We start from the raw sequence: 15,161 nt of genomic DNA, 5'->3' as shown, positions 1-15,161 counted from the left end.
AGGTCGTCTGAAACTTTTCAGACGACCTTTCCATTTTGGCAGGTTCATTTATATTCATTTATATCAAGACAAAACAATGAAATCGCATACAGTACGGATAGAACAAAATCCATTGACTTTATGCTTTCAACCATTATAAAAATCATCCGCCTTGAGTTCAAGTAAAGCGACACAGTACCGTTTTGCCCACACATACTGCCTACTCTGAGAAAAGATAACTTCAACTATCTCATCTAAAGAAGCACTGTCCACCGCAGCAATTTTATCTCTCGATGGCATTCGGAACCATAAACGATGCCATAGCAAACTGGTCTGTTCCCTTAGGCCAAAAGGTCGTCTAAAAACCAGATTCCAAGTTTTCAGACGACCTTCCAATATAGCTGTTGCCAACAGATTACTTGGGCTGCCAAGAGTCTTTCAGTGTTACTGTGCGGTTGAACACGGGCTGCTCGGGGCGGTGGTCTTTGCGGTCGGTCACGAAATAGCCCAGACGCTCGAACTGCCAACGGCTTTCGGCGGGCAGGTTTTTGGCTGCGGGTTCGGCGTAGGCGGTGATTTCCTTAATGGATTCTGGGTTGAGGAAATCGGTAAACGGCAGGTATTCGCCGTCTTCGCCGCGCACGGCATCGGGACGCTCGACGGTAAAGAGGCGGTCGTACAGGCGGACTTTGATTTCGGCGGCGTGTTCGGCGGAAACCCAGTGAATCACGCCTTTGACTTTTCTGCCTTCTGGATTTTTGCCCAAGGTGTCATGGTCGATGCTGCATTTGAGTTCGACTACATTGCCCGCTGCGTCTTTTACGACTTCGTCGCACTTGATCACATAGCCGTGGCGCAGGCGCACTTCGCCGCCCGGGGTCAGGCGTTTGAAGCCTTTGGGCGGATTTTCGGCAAAGTCGTCTGCCTCGATGTAGATGGTTTGGGACACGGGGATTTCGCGCTCGCCCATTTCTTCGTGATTGGGGTGGAACGCGGCACGGCGGCTTTGGGTTTTGCCGGCTTCAAAGTTAGTCAGGGTTACTTTGAGCGGATCCAAGACTGCCATCAGGCGCGGGGCGGAGTTTTCCAGCTCTTCGCGAATCGCGCCTTCCAACACGCTCATATCAACGATGTTTTCAGATTTGGAAATACCGGCGCGTTTGGCAAACAGGCGCAGGCCTTCGGGCGTGTAACCGCGGCGGCGCATACCGGAAATCGTCGGCATACGCGGGTCGTCCCAGCCGGAAACGTGGCCGTCTGAAACCAGTTGGTTCAGCTTGCGTTTGGACGTAATGGAATACAGAAGCTCCAAACGGGAAAACTCGTATTGGCGCGGGCGGGTGGCGTGCGGCGCGGGGATGTTGTCCAACACCCAGTCGTACAGCGGGCGGTGGGCTTCAAATTCGAGCGTACACAAGGAATGCGTGATGCCTTCGATGGCATCGGAAATGCAGTGCGTGTAGTCGTACATCGGGTAGATGCACCATTTGTCGCCGGTGTTGTGGTGATGGGCGCGGCGGATGCGGTAGATGACGGGGTCGCGCATATTGATGTTGCCTGCCGCCATGTCGATTTTCAGGCGCAGGGTTTTGCTGCCGTCGGGGAACTCGCCGTTTTTCATGCGTGTGAACAGGTCGAGGTTTTCTTCGATACTGCGGTCGCGGTAAGGACTGTTTTTACCCGCTTCGGTCAGCGTGCCGCGGTATTCGCGCATTTCTTCGGGCGTCAAATCATCGACATACGCCTTGCCGTCTTTGATCAAACCGACGGCGTAGTCGTAAAGCTGGTCGAAATAATTGGAAGCGAAACGCGGCTCGCCTGCCCAATGGAAACCGAGCCATTCGACGTCTTCTTTAATGGAGTTGACGTATTCGTCGTTTTCTTTTTCGGGGTTGGTATCGTCGAAACGCAGGTTGCACAAGCCGTCGTAAATGTACGCCAAACCGAAGTTCAGGCAGATGGATTTGGCGTGGCCGATGTGCAGGTAGCCGTTGGGTTCGGGCGGGAAGCGGGTTTGGATGGCTTCGTGTTTGCCGCTTTTGAGGTCTTCTTCGATAATGGTGCGGATGAAATGGTTGTCCGCGAATTGGTCTTTATTGAGCATAATGGTTCTTTATTGGGAAGGGATTGGGTTTCATACGACGTATCTATAAAGGGTCTTCTGAAAAGGACTTTATTGTACCCGACTTGACTCTATCGTTATAGTGGCGCACTCAAAGCGGCACAGGTTCGGCAACCAGCCATTCTACGCCCGCATCGCCCAAAACCTTCTGCATGACGGCTTCAGGTACGCGGTCGGTAAATACTTTGTCAAACGAGCCGATATCGCCCAGTCTGACCAAGGCATTGCTGTTGAATTTGCTGTGGTCCACGCCCAAATACCTGACCCGCGCATTGGTCATCATCGCCTGCATGACGCTGACTTCTTTATAGTCGTAGTCCAACAGCGAGCCGTCGCTTTCCACACCGTGCGTACTCATGACGGCATAATCGACTTTAAACTGATTGATAAAATCAACCGTCGCCACGCCCGTAATCCCGCCATCCAATGGGCGCACAACGCCGGAGGTGATGATGACGGTGTAGTCGGTGCGCGCGGACGTGATGGAGGCAACGTAAATATTGTTGGTGATAATCCGCAGGTTTTTGCGCTGCTTGACCAACTCGGCAGCAACAGCTTCCATCGTCGTGCCTATGCTGATAAACAGCGACGAATTGTCGGGAATGTGGGCGGCAATCAGGCGGGCGATGGCGTTTTTTTCATTTTGACAGTGGTTTCGCTTGCCCTGCGCCGCGCTGCCGGAAATATCGCCGACCGACGCCCCGCCGTGGTAACGCTTCAACTGACCGCTTTCGCTCAACTCCTGTATATCGCGGCGTATGGTCTGCGGGGTAACGTCCAAGGCTTCCGCAAGCTGCTCGACCGTCATGAAATGTTGCTCGCGCACGAGCGTGAGGATATGTTCGTGTCTCTGTATTTTCGGTTTCATCTGGATTCGTTTCCATTCGTTCCGGTTCGTTTGAATTCGGATTGTACGCCTTTTACCCAAAGCCGGAAAAGGCAGCCGTCGATTTGGCTTTTGCCAAAACCAAAGGTCGTCTGAAAACCTGAATCCCGGTTTTCAGACGACCTTTTTACATTGCGAACCGTTTACCAAGTTGTTACGAATTGTTCCAAATCGGTATTTTTCGCACCGCCCCCCTCTTCCACAGAAGAGCCGATCATCATCAGCCCGATGATTTTGTCTTTGTCCAAACAGCCGAATGCTTCGCGCAAGAGCGGGCTGTTGACCCACATTCCCGTAATCCACACATTGTCGAAGCCCTGCGCGGAAGCGGCAAGCTGCAACCCGTAGGCGGCACAGCCCGCGCTCAACATCTGTTCCCATTCGGGTTTGGGCTTCGCCACTTCGCGATTAGGCGCAAAAGTTACGCCGATGACCATCGGAGCCATACTGCCCACCCGCTCGGCCTTTCTCATGGCATCATCGCCAAAATTCAATTCGGTAACGGTCCGGCACAAAATTTCGCGGAAACGTTGCAACCCTTCCGCGCTTTGAATGACGGTGAAGCGGAACGGACGCATATTGCCGTGATCGGGAACCTGCGTAGCGGCTTGAAGCATCGCTTCCAGTTGCTCTGCGTTCGGCGCGGGAGCAGTCAGTTTTTTAGATGAACGACGTGTGGTGAGAAGGTGTAAAGCGTCCATTTTTTTCTTTCGAATCAGTTAAAACAGCGGATTTTATAGCACAAAGCGAATTGAAACACCATGTTTGGAAACGCGGTTAAGAAGCATAACAATACAATAGGCACTAAAATCATTACATAACTTTACTCTACATAAATAGAAGCTGTTAATCCGCTGCATCCAAATATAAAGGTCGTCTGAAAACAAGCGTGGCAAATTTTTAGACGACCTTTATATATAGAAATAAAACCCTTAGCCGTAACGCCGTTGGAAATCGCTCATAAAGTCCGCCAACGCCTGTACGCCTTCGAGCGGCATGGCGTTGTAGATGCTGGCGCGCATACCGCCGACGGTTTTGTAGCCTTTGAGCAGGCACAAGCCTTGCAGTTCGGCTTCGAGGACGAAGCGGCGGTCGAGTTCGGCTGAGGCGGTTTGGAAGACGACGTTCATTTTCGAGCGGGCATCGGGGCGGATTCGGTTGATGTAGAAGCCGCCGCTGCCGTCGATGGCGTCGTAAAGCGTTTGGGCTTTGATGTTGTTGACGGCTTCGATTTTCTTCACGCCGCCTTGCGTCAGCAGCCAGCGGAACACTAAACCGGACATATAAATGGCGTAAGTTGACGGGGTGTTGTACATGCCGTCGCGGTTGAGGTGGGAACGGTAGTTGAAGACGTCGGGAATGCTGTCGGGGCAGCGGTCGAGCAGGTCTTCGCGGATGATGACGACGGTTGCGCCGGCGGGGCCGATGTTTTTTTGTGCGCCCGCGTAAATCAGCCCGTAGTCGGAAACGTCAAACTCGCGCGAGAGGATTTCGCTGGACATATCGCAAACGAGCGGCGGCAGGTCGTCTGAAAGTTTGGGAACGGTTTGGTATTGCAGGCCGTTGACGGTTTCATTGATGGCGAAGTGGACGAAGGCGGAGTTTTTGTCTATGTCCCAAGTTTCAACGGGCGGCAGGGCGGTATAGTCGAATTGTTCGCCGCCGTGCGCCGCCAGTCGGATTTCGGCATCGGTCAGGCGGCTCATTTGTTCGTAGGCGATGCGGCTCCAGTTGCCCGTTACCACTGCGTCGGCGGACGGGAAGCCATGCGCCAGGTTCATGGCAACCATGTTGAATTGCGTGGTCGCGCCGCCTTGCAGGAACAGGATTTTGTAGTTGGAAGGAATGTTCAGCAGCGTGCGCAGGTCTTGTTCGGCGTGATGGAGGATGCTGAGGAACATTTCCGAGCGGTGGCTCATCGCCATGACGGGGAAGCCTGTGCCGTTGTAGTCGAGCATTTCTTGCTGCGCGGTACGCAATACGGCTTCGGGCAGGACGGCGGGACCTGCGGAAAAGTTGTAGATGGGGCGGGCGGACATGGCAATGCCTTTTTGTTTCGATGATAACAGCTTTGGATTTTAGAATGACGGCGTGCTTCGTGCAAGCCGTATGGCAGGAAAATGGGGTCGTCTGAAAAAGAAATGTTGGAAATAAAATGATGATTATCAATGGGTAAGATTTAATGGCGATTTTTCAGACGACCGTTTTTGTCAACAATTTTAAGCTTGGTTTTATGCTGTCAAGCATATTCATTCTATGAGGTCGTCTGAAAAAAGCCGCGATAAATCAACGCTTTTCTTTTGAGTGGAAAGCGGTTATAATAAGCTAATTTTTCAATTTTGACGAAAAATGGCCACGGGGCCATTTTTTTGTTTATGTACTCCGGGAGATTCATGGATATTCAAACAATTCTCGAAAAAACCCTGCCGGGTTTGGGCTACGAACTGGTCGATTTCGAGCTGACTGCACAAGGCACGCTGCGTGTGTTCATCGATAAAGAAGGCGGGATTACCGTCGAAGACTGCGCGACCGTCAGCAATCATTTGAGCCGCGTGTTCATGGTGGAAGATATCGATTATAAAAATCTGGAAATTTCCAGCCCCGGCCTTGACCGGCCTCTGAAAAAAGCCGCCGATTTCGTGCGCTTTGCGGGACAACAGGCAAAAATCAAAACCCGCCTGCCGGTTGACGGACAAAAGAACTTTATCGGCCGCATCGAGGGTTGTGAAAACGATACCGTAACGCTTTCTTTCGACGGCAAAACCGCGCAAATCGGCTTGGATAATATCGATAAAGCCCGCCTGCGCCCCGAATTTAAATTTTAAAACTTGATATTGGAGATTCTAAAAAATGAGTCGCGAAATGTTGCAACTTGCCGAAGCGTTGGCAAGCGAGAAAAACGTTGAAGCGGAAGTGGTGTTCCAAGCATTGGAATTTGCCCTTTCTACCGCAGCCAAGAAAAAAGCCGACCGCGAGCATATGGATGTGCGCGTCGAAATCGACCGCGATACCGGCGAATACCATACTTACCGCCGCTGGCTGATTGTTGCCGACGAGGATTACACCTATCCCGACCTGGAAAAAACCATCGAAGAAATCCAAGAAGAAATTCCGGGTACCGACATTCAAATCGGCGACTACTACGAAGAAACGCTGCCGAACGAAGGTTTTGGCCGCCAAGCTGCGCAAACTGCCAAACAAATCATCCTGCAACGCATCCGCGATGCCGAGCGCGAGCAAAATCTGAACGAATTCTTGGCTGTTAAAGAAGACATCGTTTCCGGTACGGTAAAACGCGTGGAACGCCACGGCATCATCGTTGAAGTCGTTCCGGGTAAGCTGGATGCGCTGATTCCGCGCGAACAAATGATTCCGCGTGAAAACTTCCGCGGCGGCGACCGTATCCGCGCGCTGTTTTTGCGTGTGGACGAAATCGGCAACACCGGCCGCAAACAAGTCATCCTCAGCCGTACTTCGGGCGATTTCCTTGCGAAGCTGTACGAAATGGAAGTACCTGAAATTGCAGACGGCTTGTTGGAAATCCGCGAAGTGGCGCGCGATCCGGGTCAACGTGCGAAAGTGGCGGTCAAAGCCAACGACCAACGCATCGATCCGCAAGGTACCTGTATCGGCGTGCGCGGCTCTCGTGTGAACGCCGTCAGCAACGAATTGGCAGGCGAGCGCATTGATGTGGTGCTGTGGTCGTCTGAAACTGCTGAGTTCGTGATGAACGCGCTGTCTCCTGCCGAAGTCAGCCGCATCGTGATTGACGATGACAAACATGCGGTTGACGTGATCGTTGCCGAAGACCAGCTTGCTCTTGCTATTGGTCGCGGCGGTCAAAACGTGCGCTTGGCATCCGATTTGACAGGTTGGCAGTTGAACATCATGACTGTCGAAGAAGCGGACGAACGCACCGCTGCCGAAGACGCAGCCATCCGCGACCTCTTCACCGCGCATCTGAACATCGACGACGAAACTGCCGATATTTTGGTGGAAGAAGGTTTTGCCACGCTGGAAGAAGTCGCTTACGTTCCGGCTGCCGAATTGCTCGCCATCGAAGGCTTTGACGAAGAAATCGTCGAAACCCTGCGCAACCGCGCGCGCGATGCGATTCTGACCATGGCGATTGCGTCCGAAGAGAAGCTGGAAGAAGTTTCAGACGACATGCGCAATCTGGACGGCGTAGATTCCGATATGCTCCGCAAACTGGCGGAAGCCGGCGTAACCACCCGCGACGATTTGGCGGAACTGGCCGTTGACGAACTGATTGAAATAACCGGTGTAGATGAAGAAGCGGCGAAAAAAGTGATTCTTGCCGCCCGCGAACACTGGTTTACCGAAGAGAACTAATGGGGGTACAGATGAGTAACACAACCGTAGAACAATTTGCCGCCGAACTGAAACGCCCCGTCGATGATTTGCTGAAACAACTGAAAGAAGCCGGCGTCAATAAGAACAGCGGCAGCGATTCCCTGACGCTGGACGACAAACAACTGCTGAACGCCTATCTGAAAAAGAAAAACGGCAATGACGGCGGAACCATCAGCATCCGCCGCAAAAAAACCGAAGTCAGCACTGTCAGCGGCGTCAAAGTCGAACGCAAACGCGGCCGTTCCGTAACGATTCCTTCGCCGGAAGAGCTTGCCGCCGAAGCTAAAGCCAAAGCAGTAGCTGAAGCGCAAAAAGCCGAGCAGGTTGAAGCGAAAGACCGAGCCGCAGAACAGGCGAAAGCCGAAGCTGAGGCCGCCGCCCGTGCCGAAGCGCGCGCGAAAGCCGAAGCGGAAGCTGCGAAGTTGAAGGCTGCCAAAGCAGCAAAAGCCGAGCCGAAAGCCAAAGCGGAAGAAGCGAAACCTGTTGAAGCGTCTGAAAAACCTGCCGACGTGAAAGCAGCTGGAAGCAAAGCCGACGACAAACCGGCAGAACCCGCTGCACAAGCAGTTCCGGCTGAAGACAAACCTGCCCAAAGGTCGTCTGAAAAACCTGCCGAAGGCAAAGCCAAGCCTAAACAAGACAAAGGCAATAAAGGCAAAGACTCGAAAAAAGCAGCAAAACCCGCTGCCCCTGCCGCTCCGCAACCTGTGGTCAGTGCGGAAGAACAAGCGCAACGCGACGAAGAGGCACGCCGCGCCGCCGCTTTACGCGCCCATCAAGAAGCCTTGTTGAAAGAAAAACAAGAGCGTCAGGCGCGCCGCGAAGCCATGAAACAACAGGCGGATCAGCAAGCCAAGCCCGCAGCCGAAGCCAAAGCTGCCGAGCAGCGCAAGCCTGCCGAAAAAGCCAAAGCCGCGCCCGCAGAAGGCAAAGCCGCCAATCCTGCCCGTGCGAAAAAAGAAGACCGCCACAACCGCGACGATGACAACCAAGGCCGCAACGCTAAAGGTAAAGGCGGTAAAGGCGGACGCGACCGCAATGCGCGCAACGGCGACGACGAGCGCGTACGCAGCGGTAAAAAAGGCAAGAAACTCAAACTCGAGCCGAACCAACACGCCTTCCAAGCGCCGACCGAACCCGTCGTTCACGAAGTCTTGGTTCCCGAAACCATTACCGTTGCCGATTTGGCGCACAAAATGGCAGTCAAAGGCGTGGAAGTGGTCAAAGCCCTGATGAAAATGGGCATGATGGTTACCATCAACCAATCCATCGACCAAGACACCGCCCTGATTGTGGTGGAAGAACTTGGCCACATTGGTAAACCTGCCGCCGCCGACGATCCCGAAGCATTCTTGGATGAAGGCGTGGAAGCTGTGGAAGCCGAAGCATTGCCGCGTCCGCCGGTTGTTACCGTGATGGGTCACGTCGACCACGGTAAAACCTCGCTGTTGGACTACATCCGCCGCGCCAAAGTGGTACAAGGCGAAGCGGGCGGTATTACCCAGCACATCGGCGCATACCACGTTGAAACCCCTCGTGGTGTGATTACCTTCTTGGATACCCCGGGTCACGAAGCGTTTACCGCCATGCGTGCGCGCGGTGCGAAAGCAACCGACATCGTGATTCTCGTGGTCGCAGCCGACGACGGCGTGATGCCGCAAACCATCGAAGCCATTGCCCATGCCAAAGCAGCGGGCGTGCCGATGGTGGTTGCCGTCAACAAAATCGATAAAGAAGCTGCCAACCCCGAGCGCATCCGCCAAGAGTTGACCGCACACGAAGTCGTGCCGGACGAATGGGGCGGCGATGTACAATTTATCGACGTGTCCGCCAAAAAAGGCATCAATATCGACGCGTTGCTCGAAGCCGTATTGCTTGAGGCTGAAGTATTGGAACTGACTGCCCCCGTCGATGCGCCCGCCAAAGGCATCATCGTTGAGGCACGTTTGGACAAAGGCCGCGGCGCGGTCGCCACCCTCTTGGTGCAAAGCGGTACGCTGAAAAAAGGCAATATGCTGCTTGCCGGTACCGCGTTCGGTAAAATCCGCGCGATGGTTGATGAAAACGGTAAAGCCGTCAACGAAGCCGGTCCGTCCATTCCGGTCGAAATCCTCGGCTTGTCCGACGTGCCGAATGCCGGCGAAGACGCAATGGTGTTGGCAGACGAGAAAAAAGCCCGCGAAATCGCACTCTTCCGCCAAGGCAAATACCGCGACGTTCGCCTTGCCAAACAGCAGGCGGCGAAGCTGGAAAATATGTTCAACAACATGGGCGAAAACCAAGCCCAATCCTTGTCGGTCATCATCAAAGCAGACGTACAAGGTTCTTACGAAGCTTTGGCGGGCAGCCTGAAAAAACTGTCCACCGACGAAGTGAAAGTGAACGTATTGCACAGCGGCGTAGGCGGTATTACCGAATCGGACGTCAACCTTGCCATCGCTTCAGGCGCGTTCATCATCGGCTTTAACGTTCGTGCAGACGCTTCTTCGCGCAAACTTGCCGAAAATGAAAACGTGGAAATCCGCTACTACAACATCATTTACGATGCCATCGACGACGTCAAAGCAGCCATGAGCGGCATGCTGGCGCCGGAAGAGAAAGAGCAGGTTACCGGTATGGTCGAAATCCGTCAGGTCATCAGCGTATCCAAAGTCGGCAACATCGCAGGCTGTATGGTTACCGACGGCGTGGTCAAACGCGATTCCCATATCCGCCTCATCCGCAACAACGTGGTCATCCACACCGGCGAACTGTCTTCTTTGAAACGCTACAAAGACGACGTCAAAGAAGTCCGCATGGGCTTCGAATGCGGCTTGATGATCAAAGGCTACAACGAAATTATGGAAGGCGACCAGCTGGAATGCTTCGACATCGTCGAAGTCGCCCGCTCGCTGTAATTTCCCGTTGTAAATAAAAGGTCGTCTGAAAACCATGAAAAGTGGTTTTCAGACGACCTTTTCCATATCTGACGCATCGCAAGACAAGAAAGATAGATTAAGTTGAAAAACCTAACAATGTTTTGAAATTAAGAGATTTGATTTAGATACAAGCTCTTCCCGTCATTGAGCTTGAACGGTTTTTCGGCGGGCTTGGCGTTTTTGATTTATCGGTCGTTCAGCTTCATTTTTACGGTATTTTTTCGAGGTATTTTTCAGATACCGCAAAAGATACCGTAAATTTTAGGTTACTCCAATTAAGCTGAATTAGACGGAATTAGATGATAAATAGATGCCAAAACCAGCTGAAAGCCTTGTATTTCTTGGCTTTGGTTTACGGCATTAGACCGTGATAGACAAAAAAATAACCGCTCTAAAAGCGGTTGTGGTGCCCAGGGTCGGACTCGAACCGACACACCTTGCGGCGGGGGATTTTGAGTCCCCTGCGTCTACCAATTTCGCCACCTGGGCTGGTGAAGAAGTCGCTATTATAGCGACGTATTCGGGCTTGTAAAGCAAAATCTTGCTTTGCTTGCAGATATATTACTTATATTTTTGATTTTTAAAAACATTAAATTTATTTTATTTTGTTCCCGACGCATCCTACTCTTTCCACTTATATCAAACATCATTCATTTTCAGCCGAAAAACGGCATAAACTGCTATATTAAATGTTGCAAACGCGCTAAGATGACGGCGTTCGCTTCATTTTTTATTTTCAGACGACGTTCACACACCATATTTGCATTGGAGAATTTTTATGATGCCTACTGCAATCCGTACCGCCATTTTGGGCGCATTCGCCCTTACCGCACTTGCTGCCTGCAAACCTGAAGCCAAAGCGCCGGAACAAAATCCTGCGACTGCTTCAGCCGCTTCTTCAACAGCGTCTGCCCCAGCTGCAACGCCTGCTTCTTCTCCTGAAACGACCTCGCTTAATGCTGCTGCCGCTCCCAAACCGCAAGGTCCGGGAACGGATATGCGTAAAGAGGACATCGGCGGCGATTTCACGCTGACCGACGGCGACGGCAAGCCGTTCAGCTTAAGCGACCTGAAAGGCAAAGTCGTGATCCTGTCCTTCGGCTATACACACTGCCCCGACGTTTGTCCGACCGAATTGCTGACTTACAGCGACACATTGAAACAATTGGGCGATCAGGCGAAAGATGTGAAAGTAGTGTTCGTCAGCATCGACCCCGAGCGCGACACGCCTGAAGTCATCGGCAAATACGTCAAACAGTTCAATCCTGAATTTATCGGCTTGACTCCGACAGGCGACCAAAGCCTGCCGATTATCAAACAGCAATACCGCGTAGTTTCCGCCAAAGTGGTTCAGAAGGAAGACAGCGAGAACTATCTGGTTGACCACTCTTCCGGCGCGTATCTGATTGATAAAAACGGCGAAGTGGCGATTTTCTCGCCTTACGGCAGCGAGCCGGCGACCATTGCCGCCGACATCAAAAAACTGCTTTGATCCACATGGGGTCGTCTGAATGCCGGTCGCGGTTTTCAGACGACCTTTTTCCCATCTGAAACATATAGTGGATTAACAAAAATCAGGACAAGGCGACGAAGCCGCAGACAGTACAGATAGTACGGAACCGATTCACTTGGTGCTTCAGCACCTTAGAGAATCGTTCTCTTTGAGCTAAGGGCGAGGCAACGCCGTACTGGTTTAAAGTTAATCCACTATACAACGGAGAAAGTCAGGCTGCCTGCTTGGTACGGGTTAAAAGTCTGACGGCACACAACAACAATGACTGAAAACACACTGACCATCGCACTGTCCAAAGGACGCATCTTTGAAGAAACGCTGCCGCTTTTGGCGGCGGCGGGCATTGTTCCCGCCGAAGCGCCCGAGAAATCGCGCAAGCTGATTATCGGCACCAACCATGAAAACATCCGCCTCGTCATCGTACGCGCCACCGACGTGCCCACTTACGTCCAATACGGCGCGGCAGACTTCGGCATTGCGGGCAAAGATGTTTTAATCGAACACGGCGGCAGCGGGCTTTACCAGCCGCTGGATTTGCACATCGCCGAATGCCGCATGATGGTCGCCGTCCGCAAAGGGTTCGACTACACCGCCGCCTCGCAGCCCGGCAGCCGCCTGCGTATCGCGACGAAATATCCCAACATCGCCGCCGAACATTTCGCCGGCAAAGGCGTACACGTCGACATCATCAAACTCTACGGCTCGATGGAGCTTGCGCCGCTGGTCGGCCTGAGCGACGCCATCGTCGATTTGGTCTCCACCGGCAACACGCTTAAGGCAAACGGTTTGGAAGCGGTCGAACACGTTGTCGATATTTCCAGCCGTCTGGTGGTCAACAAAGCTGCATTGAAAACGAAACACACGCTGCTGGAGCCGATTATTCAGGCGTTCGGCAACGCAGTGAAGGCGGGGTGAATGTTCCTTTGAATGAAGATGCGTTTTCAGACGACCCTATCCGTTCCCGCCGACAGGTCGTCTGAAAATATAGTGGATTAAATTTAAACCAGTACTGCGTTGCCTCGCCTTACCGTACTATCTGTACTGTCTGCGGCTTCGTCGCCTTGTCCTGATTTAAATTTAATCCACTATATCACCGGCAGTAAACTGTATAGGAGAAGTTAAAATGGTTGCAAAAATAAAAAAATTCTCAGATTCAACCCTTTCCGTTTTGAATAACGGCGAGCGTCGGTTTTACGTCTATTGTCTGACCGACCTGAAAAAAGACAAAATCCTCTACATTGGCAAAGGCTGCGACAACCGCATCTTCGAGCATGAACAAGCCGCCCGTTCGCAAGACGGCGAATTCGGCGATATTGACGTACCGGAACGCAAAGCCATCGCCAAATGCAAGAAACTCGGCCGCCATATCATCAGCTACCATCTGACCGAAGCCGAAGCGCAAGCCGCCGAAACTGCCCTGATTCATTTCGTCAAATCCGTTGTCGACAAAAAATTCAAAAACCAATCTGCCGGATGCGGCGCAGGCGGCATCAGCGCGGAAGAACTCGACAGCCGCTTCAAATTCAAACCCTGCCCGCTTGACGGCCTTAATCCCGACGGCTTGATCCTCGCCGTCAAAATCCAAGACGCTTTAGACTTGGATACCGACGAAGAATCGGACTACAGCTTCGACAACCAAGACGATGCAAATCTCAAATCGCGTACGTTGGGCAACTGGGTTATCGGTAAAGATGTCGCTTCAAAAGTGAAATACGTTATCGGCGTTCACACCGGACTGCAAAACGCCGTGGTCAGCGCGTATGAAGTGGACGGTTTTGAAACAATGGTTGAGAAAACCAAAAACGGTAGAAAACAGACCCGTTACCGTTTCCGCACTACCTCTCGTAGCGAAGATGTATTAGCCAAACTCGGTCTGCAACAAAAATGCCTGCCCGAATTGAAGTTTGGCAGCGGGGGAGAAAAAGCGTATATCAGACCCAAAACAGAGACAGAGACTGAACAAGAGAATATTCAGACGACCCCAAGTCCAAAAATAAAAAAGGAGAAAACCAAATCATGAAAAAACTCAATACCCAATCGCCCGATTTCCAAGCCGAACTCAAAGCCCTGCTGGCTTTTGAAACCGCGCAGAATCCCGAAATCGACCGCATCGTCGCCGACATCTGCGCCGACGTGCAAAAGCGCGGCGATGCGGCGCTCATCGAATACACCAACCGCTTCGACGGCACGTCCGCCCGAACCATAGCCGACCTCATCCTCACTCAAGACGACTTGCAGGCAGCGTTTGCGCGGTTGCAGCCCGAAATTCAAACCGCCTTGAAAACCGCCGCCGCACGGGTCGAAAGTTACCACCAACGCCAAAAAATGGAATCGTGGACGTATGAGGACGAAGACGGCACGCTGTTGGGACAACAGATTACACCGCTCGACCGCGTCGGCATTTACGTCCCCGGCGGCAAAGCGGCGTATCCGAGTTCCGTCATCATGAACGCCATGCCCGCCCATGTCGCAGGCGTGAAAGAAATCATCATGGTCGTCCCCACGCCCAAAGGCGAACGCAACGACATCGTACTTGCCGCCGCCTTCGTCGCGGGCGTTACCAAAGTCTTCACCGTTGGCGGCGCGCAGGCAGTTGCCGCCCTCGCCTACGGCACCGAGTCCGTACCGCAGGTCGATAAAATCACCGGCCCGGGCAACGCCTTCGTCGCCGCCGCCAAACGGCGTGTGTTCGGCGTAGTCGGCATCGACATGGTGGCGGGGCCGTCTGAAATCCTCGTCATCGCCGACGGCACCACGCCCGCCGACTGGGTGGCGATGGATTTGTTCAGCCAAGCCGAACACGACGAAATCGCCCAAGCCATCCTTATCGGCACGTCGCAGCCCTATCTCGACGAAGTTCAAGCCGCCATGAACCGCCTCATCGAAACCATGCCCCGCCGCGACATCATCGAAGCCTCGCTCGGCAACAGGGGCGCGATGATACTCGCCAAAGACTTGGACGAAGCCTGCGAAATCGCCAACTACATTTCCCCCGAACACTTGGAATTGTCGGTAGAAAACCCGCAGAAATGGGCGAAAAAAATCCGCCACGCCGGCGCGATTTTCATGGGACGCTACACCAGCGAAAGCCTCGGCGACTACTGCGCCGGCCCCAACCACGTCCTGCCCACCAGCCGCACCGCCCGCTTCTCCTCGCCACTAGGCACTTACGACTTCCAAAAACGCTCCAGCCTGATCCAAGTCTCTGAACAAGGCGCGCAGAAACTGGGCAAAACCGCCAGCGTGTTGGCACACGGCGAAAGCCTGACTGCCCACGCGCGCGCTGCGGAATTCAGGTTGAAAGACTGATTCGGTCGAACCCGCCATCCATCAAAAAGCAAAGGTCGTCTGAAAACCTGTTTTCAGACG

The 15,161-nt window shown here is 53.0% G+C and carries 11 protein-coding genes, 1 tRNA gene and 2 pseudogenes; 8 read left to right on the top strand and 6 right to left on the bottom strand.

What is annotated here, in order from left to right; all coding sequences use genetic code 11:
• Nucleotides 1–394: 394 nt before the first annotated feature.
• The 4 genes from HMPREF2907_RS06945 to serC all read right to left on the bottom strand — a co-directional run bounded on the left by HMPREF2907_RS06945 (nt 395) and on the right by serC (nt 5,026).
• Complete coding sequence (locus tag HMPREF2907_RS06945; RefSeq protein ID WP_070681550.1) at nt 395–2,083, bottom strand: glutamine--tRNA ligase/YqeY domain fusion protein; 1,689 nt, start codon at nt 2,081–2,083, stop codon at nt 395–397.
• A 109-nt stretch (nt 2,084–2,192) separates the two neighbouring features.
• Nucleotides 2,193–2,969, bottom strand: coding sequence for a DeoR/GlpR family DNA-binding transcription regulator (locus HMPREF2907_RS06940; protein ID WP_070681547.1), 777 nt, complete (start codon nt 2,967–2,969; stop codon nt 2,193–2,195).
• Between the two features lie 161 nt (nt 2,970–3,130).
• Nucleotides 3,131–3,688 carry a nitroreductase family protein gene (locus tag HMPREF2907_RS06935; RefSeq protein WP_070440516.1) on the bottom strand — a complete coding sequence of 186 codons (558 nt, stop codon included), beginning with the start codon at nt 3,686–3,688 and terminating at the stop codon, nt 3,131–3,133.
• A gap of 231 nt (nt 3,689–3,919) precedes the next feature.
• On the bottom strand, nt 3,920–5,026 hold the full coding sequence (gene serC / locus HMPREF2907_RS06930; RefSeq protein WP_070681544.1) for a phosphoserine transaminase: 1,107 nt from the start codon (nt 5,024–5,026) through the stop codon (nt 3,920–3,922).
• 354 nt (nt 5,027–5,380) lie between these two features.
• Between serC and rimP the strand changes: the two genes are divergently transcribed.
• The 3 genes from rimP to infB are packed head-to-tail and all read left to right on the top strand — an operon-like array spanning nt 5,381 to nt 10,258.
• Entirely contained in the window at nt 5,381–5,812 is a 432-nt protein-coding gene (gene rimP / locus HMPREF2907_RS06925; protein WP_003741871.1) for a ribosome maturation factor RimP, read from the top strand.
• 25 nt (nt 5,813–5,837) lie between these two features.
• Entirely contained in the window at nt 5,838–7,340 is a 1,503-nt protein-coding gene (nusA, locus tag HMPREF2907_RS06920) for a transcription termination factor NusA (protein WP_045072451.1), read from the top strand.
• 11 nt (nt 7,341–7,351) lie between these two features.
• Nucleotides 7,352–10,258: a translation initiation factor IF-2 gene (gene infB, locus HMPREF2907_RS06915; protein ID WP_141754419.1), complete on the top strand. Its 2,907-nt coding sequence runs from the start codon at nt 7,352–7,354 to the stop codon at nt 10,256–10,258.
• A gap of 425 nt (nt 10,259–10,683) precedes the next feature.
• Here infB and HMPREF2907_RS06910 read toward each other — a convergent pair.
• Nucleotides 10,684–10,768 (bottom strand) — tRNA-Leu (locus HMPREF2907_RS06910).
• Nucleotides 10,769–11,057: 289 nt separating this feature from the next.
• Here HMPREF2907_RS06910 and HMPREF2907_RS06905 point away from each other — a divergent pair.
• The 3 genes and pseudogenes from HMPREF2907_RS06905 (at nt 11,058) to hisG (ending at nt 12,707) form a co-directional block, all read left to right on the top strand.
• Nucleotides 11,058–11,771 carry an SCO family protein gene (locus HMPREF2907_RS06905; RefSeq protein ID WP_083301224.1) on the top strand — a complete coding sequence of 238 codons (714 nt, stop codon included), beginning with the start codon at nt 11,058–11,060 and terminating at the stop codon, nt 11,769–11,771.
• A 71-nt stretch (nt 11,772–11,842) separates the two neighbouring features.
• Nucleotides 11,843–12,025: pseudogene (locus HMPREF2907_RS13710) on the top strand (hypothetical protein); the annotation flags it as partial.
• 28 nt (nt 12,026–12,053) lie between these two features.
• A complete protein-coding gene (gene hisG, locus HMPREF2907_RS06900) occupies nt 12,054–12,707 on the top strand; it encodes an ATP phosphoribosyltransferase (protein ID WP_070681538.1) in 654 nt (217 codons plus the stop codon).
• Nucleotides 12,708–12,819: 112 nt separating this feature from the next.
• Here the strand turns inward: hisG and HMPREF2907_RS13215 are convergent.
• Nucleotides 12,820–12,882, bottom strand: a pseudogene (locus tag HMPREF2907_RS13215) (transposase); the annotation flags it as partial.
• Nucleotides 12,883–12,915: 33 nt separating this feature from the next.
• On the opposite strand from HMPREF2907_RS13215, the gene HMPREF2907_RS06895 reads away from it, so the two are divergent.
• Nucleotides 12,916–13,812, top strand: coding sequence for an endonuclease (locus tag HMPREF2907_RS06895; protein WP_070681535.1), 897 nt, complete (start codon nt 12,916–12,918; stop codon nt 13,810–13,812).
• A complete protein-coding gene (hisD, locus tag HMPREF2907_RS06890) occupies nt 13,809–15,101 on the top strand; it encodes a histidinol dehydrogenase (protein ID WP_070681532.1) in 1,293 nt (430 codons plus the stop codon). Before HMPREF2907_RS06895 ends, hisD begins: the two co-directional genes overlap by 4 nt.
• The last annotated feature ends 60 nt before the right edge of the window (nt 15,102–15,161 follow it).

The organism is Neisseria sp. HMSC055H02 (assembly GCF_001813335.1).
GTDB lineage: Bacteria > Pseudomonadota > Gammaproteobacteria > Burkholderiales > Neisseriaceae > Neisseria > Neisseria sicca_C.
This window is presented reverse-complemented; position numbering and strand designations above follow the sequence as displayed.

Coding starts and splice junctions, on each gene's coding strand:
- HMPREF2907_RS06945 (WP_070681550.1), bottom strand. CDS start 2,083: ATGCTCAATAAAGACCAATTCGCGGACAACCATTTCATCCGCACCATT.
- HMPREF2907_RS06940 (WP_070681547.1), bottom strand. CDS start 2,969: ATGAAACCGAAAATACAGAGACACGAACATATCCTCACGCTCGTGCGC.
- HMPREF2907_RS06935 (WP_070440516.1), bottom strand. CDS start 3,688: ATGGACGCTTTACACCTTCTCACCACACGTCGTTCATCTAAAAAACTG.
- serC (WP_070681544.1), bottom strand. CDS start 5,026: ATGTCCGCCCGCCCCATCTACAACTTTTCCGCAGGTCCCGCCGTCCTG.
- rimP (WP_003741871.1), top strand. CDS start 5,381: ATGGATATTCAAACAATTCTCGAAAAAACCCTGCCGGGTTTGGGCTAC.
- nusA (WP_045072451.1), top strand. CDS start 5,838: ATGAGTCGCGAAATGTTGCAACTTGCCGAAGCGTTGGCAAGCGAGAAA.
- infB (WP_141754419.1), top strand. CDS start 7,352: ATGAGTAACACAACCGTAGAACAATTTGCCGCCGAACTGAAACGCCCC.
- HMPREF2907_RS06905 (WP_083301224.1), top strand. CDS start 11,058: ATGATGCCTACTGCAATCCGTACCGCCATTTTGGGCGCATTCGCCCTT.
- hisG (WP_070681538.1), top strand. CDS start 12,054: ATGACTGAAAACACACTGACCATCGCACTGTCCAAAGGACGCATCTTT.
- HMPREF2907_RS06895 (WP_070681535.1), top strand. CDS start 12,916: ATGGTTGCAAAAATAAAAAAATTCTCAGATTCAACCCTTTCCGTTTTG.
- hisD (WP_070681532.1), top strand. CDS start 13,809: ATGAAAAAACTCAATACCCAATCGCCCGATTTCCAAGCCGAACTCAAA.